The sequence below is a fragment of the Dietzia sp. SYD-A1 genome (assembly GCF_015356725.1).
Lineage (GTDB): Bacteria > Actinomycetota > Actinomycetes > Mycobacteriales > Mycobacteriaceae > Dietzia.
Window position 1 is genome coordinate 1 of sequence record NZ_JADDKI010000009.1, and the last position, 2438, is coordinate 2438.

At 71.9% G+C, this 2438-nt stretch carries 1 protein-coding gene and 1 pseudogene; both read right to left on the bottom strand.

The window, feature by feature from the left end; translation table 11 throughout:
• Positions 1-1950: VWA domain-containing protein (locus IY392_RS00445; protein WP_194860244.1), on the bottom strand; the 1950-nt coding region annotated here is incomplete at its 3' end.
• 53 nt (positions 1951-2003) lie between these two features.
• Positions 2004-2438: pseudogene (locus IY392_RS00450) on the bottom strand (magnesium chelatase); the annotation flags it as partial.

Genomic DNA, 2438 nt, shown 5'->3' on the forward strand with positions numbered 1-2438 from the left:
CCTGCCGACCACGGCGGCCCCGAGGTCGTCGACGTCCGGGGCCACCACGGTGCCGCCGACCCGGCGGGCCAGCGCGTCGAGAAAGCGACCGAGCCCGGGGTCGTCGCCGAGCCGGAAGAACGTGGTCTGCGCACCGAACCGCGCCACGCGGTCCAACTCGTCGACGGTCGTGCGGATGGTCTCCGGTGCGGGTGGGTAGCCGAACCACGGCTCCCCGCTGCCCAGGAGATGAGCTGTGGGCTCGCCGTCGGTGACGATGAGCAGGACCGGCTGCATCGACGGGTGTCTCCGGAAGAACCGGCCGGCCAGGAGTAGGGCGTGGTGGAGGTTGGTGCCCATCTCGTACTCCGCGTCGAGGGAGAGCAGGTCCTCCACCGTCCGGGTCCGGGCGAAGCGGCCGAACGAGATGAGTTGGAGCGTGTCCTGCCGGAACCGCGTACTCACGAGGTGGTGCAGGGCCAGCGCGGTGCGCTTCATCGGGACCCATCGGCCCTCCATGGCCATCGAGAACGACGTGTCGACCAGCAGCGCGACGGCAGCCTGGGTCCGCGACTCCGTCTCTCTGACCTCGATGTCGTCCGGCAGCAGCCGGATTCCCTGTCCCGGGTCCCCACCCTCGGCCACGACCCGGGACAGGGCGTTGGTGACGGTCCGCGGCACGTCCCACGACTCCACGTCACCGAACCGCCAGGCGCGGCTCGCTCCCGTCTGGTCCCCCGCCGCCCCGGACATCCGCGTCTCGCGGGCGCCGGTGCGACCCGAGAGCCGACGGGCGGCGTCACGCAGCAGGGAACCGCCGAGCTTGCGCAGTGCGGCCGGGGACAACCTCAGGTCGCCGTCGGGGCGCCTGCTCAGGTAACCCGAGTCGCGCATCGACTGCTCGAGCCGCGCCAGCGTGCGCAGAGAGACCGCGGCCTCTCCCCCGAGGTGGCGGGCCACGGCCTCGAGGTCCAGCTCGGACAGGGGCGAACCCTCGCTGCCCCGCGCCAGCTGCTCGGCGAGACGGTCCAGGTCACCGAGCTCCGCCATCGCCGCGGCACCCTCGGAGAAACCGAGTCCCTCCTCGCCGTCGAAGTCCGCGGACCCGTCCCAGTCCTCGCCGGGTCTGAGCGACTGCAGTAGCCCGTCGAGCCGACCCAGCTGCTCCATGAGTTCCGGTGAGCCGAACGCCTGCTGCGAGAGCGCCATCAACTCCTCCCGCTGCTCCGGCGTCATCGACCGCATCATCCGCTGCGCGGCCGCCGCGCGCCGGGCCAGCACGTCGATGAGCTCGTCGATGTCGGCCGGCTGCTCCGGGAAGGAGTCCGAGTGCTTGTCCATGAACCGCTCGAAGTCCTCGGGGGTGTCCTGCCCACGAGCGTGCTTGTCGAGCAACTCGGTGAGGTCGGCGAGCATCTCCGACACCGCCGCACGATCGGCGTCGGTCGCGTTCTCCAGGGCCTGTTTCATCCCCGCGAAGCGCGACTCGAGCGCCTCCGCTCCGAGGAGATCCTGGATCCTCCTGTAGGCCTCCCTCGCATCGGAGGAGGCCCAGTCGTACTCGGCGAGCTCGCCGACCGCCGCGGCCGGGGAATCCGGGAGGTTCTCGATGGTCATCTCTCGCAGGGTGCGATCCATCGGGTCCATCTGCGTGTCCCGGGCGAGCTGCCCGCGTTCGGCCAACAGCGCCTTGTCCAACAGCTCGGACACCTCCTCCAGGGTCCCGCCCAGGTGGCCGCGCTCGAGCAGTTCACGGCGCCGACGCTGCACCCTGCCCGCGAGGTCGTCGAGACCGGCCTGGCCCCGACCGCCCCGGCGGAGGAACTCGCGCATCGACTGCTCGGGCGAGTACCCGGACATCACCCCCTCGGACACCGCCTCGAGCGCCTCGGACAGGTCGAGCGGGGGCGCGAGAGGGTCGGGGCCTCCGACGTATCGTCCGTACCGCGCGCGGGGCTCGTCTCGCGACATCGCGTCCCTCCTGCTCCGGCGGCTCCTCGGCCACCATCGTCGACCCCGGGGGGTCAACCGTAGACGGCGGCGCCGTCCCCGGTCTCCTTGGACAGGCGCCGCGAGAGGTAGAGCCCCTCCAGCGCGAACTCGATCGCCCCCGCCCTCTGCCCCACGGTCTGGGCGCCCGCGCGCTCGGCGATCCGGTCGTAGAGGTCCGGATCGGAGAGCTCGGGCAGGTCGTCGAGGAACTCCGCCGCGGTGACACTGGCGCCGGTGGTCAGGGTCACCGACCCGTCGAACGCCTCGACGAGGGGGGCCAGGTCGAGACCGCGGAACATCTCGCGCACCACGTCGACCGTGGCGCTGCGCAGGAGATAGCGGAGGATCTCCGTCTCGCGGCCCTCCTCACCCGGCTCGAACTCGATCTTCCCTCGCAGCACCTCCACGGCGGCGTCGACGTCGACCAGCCGCGCGACCGCCTCGCCCGGGTCGTCGGTCCCCCGGAC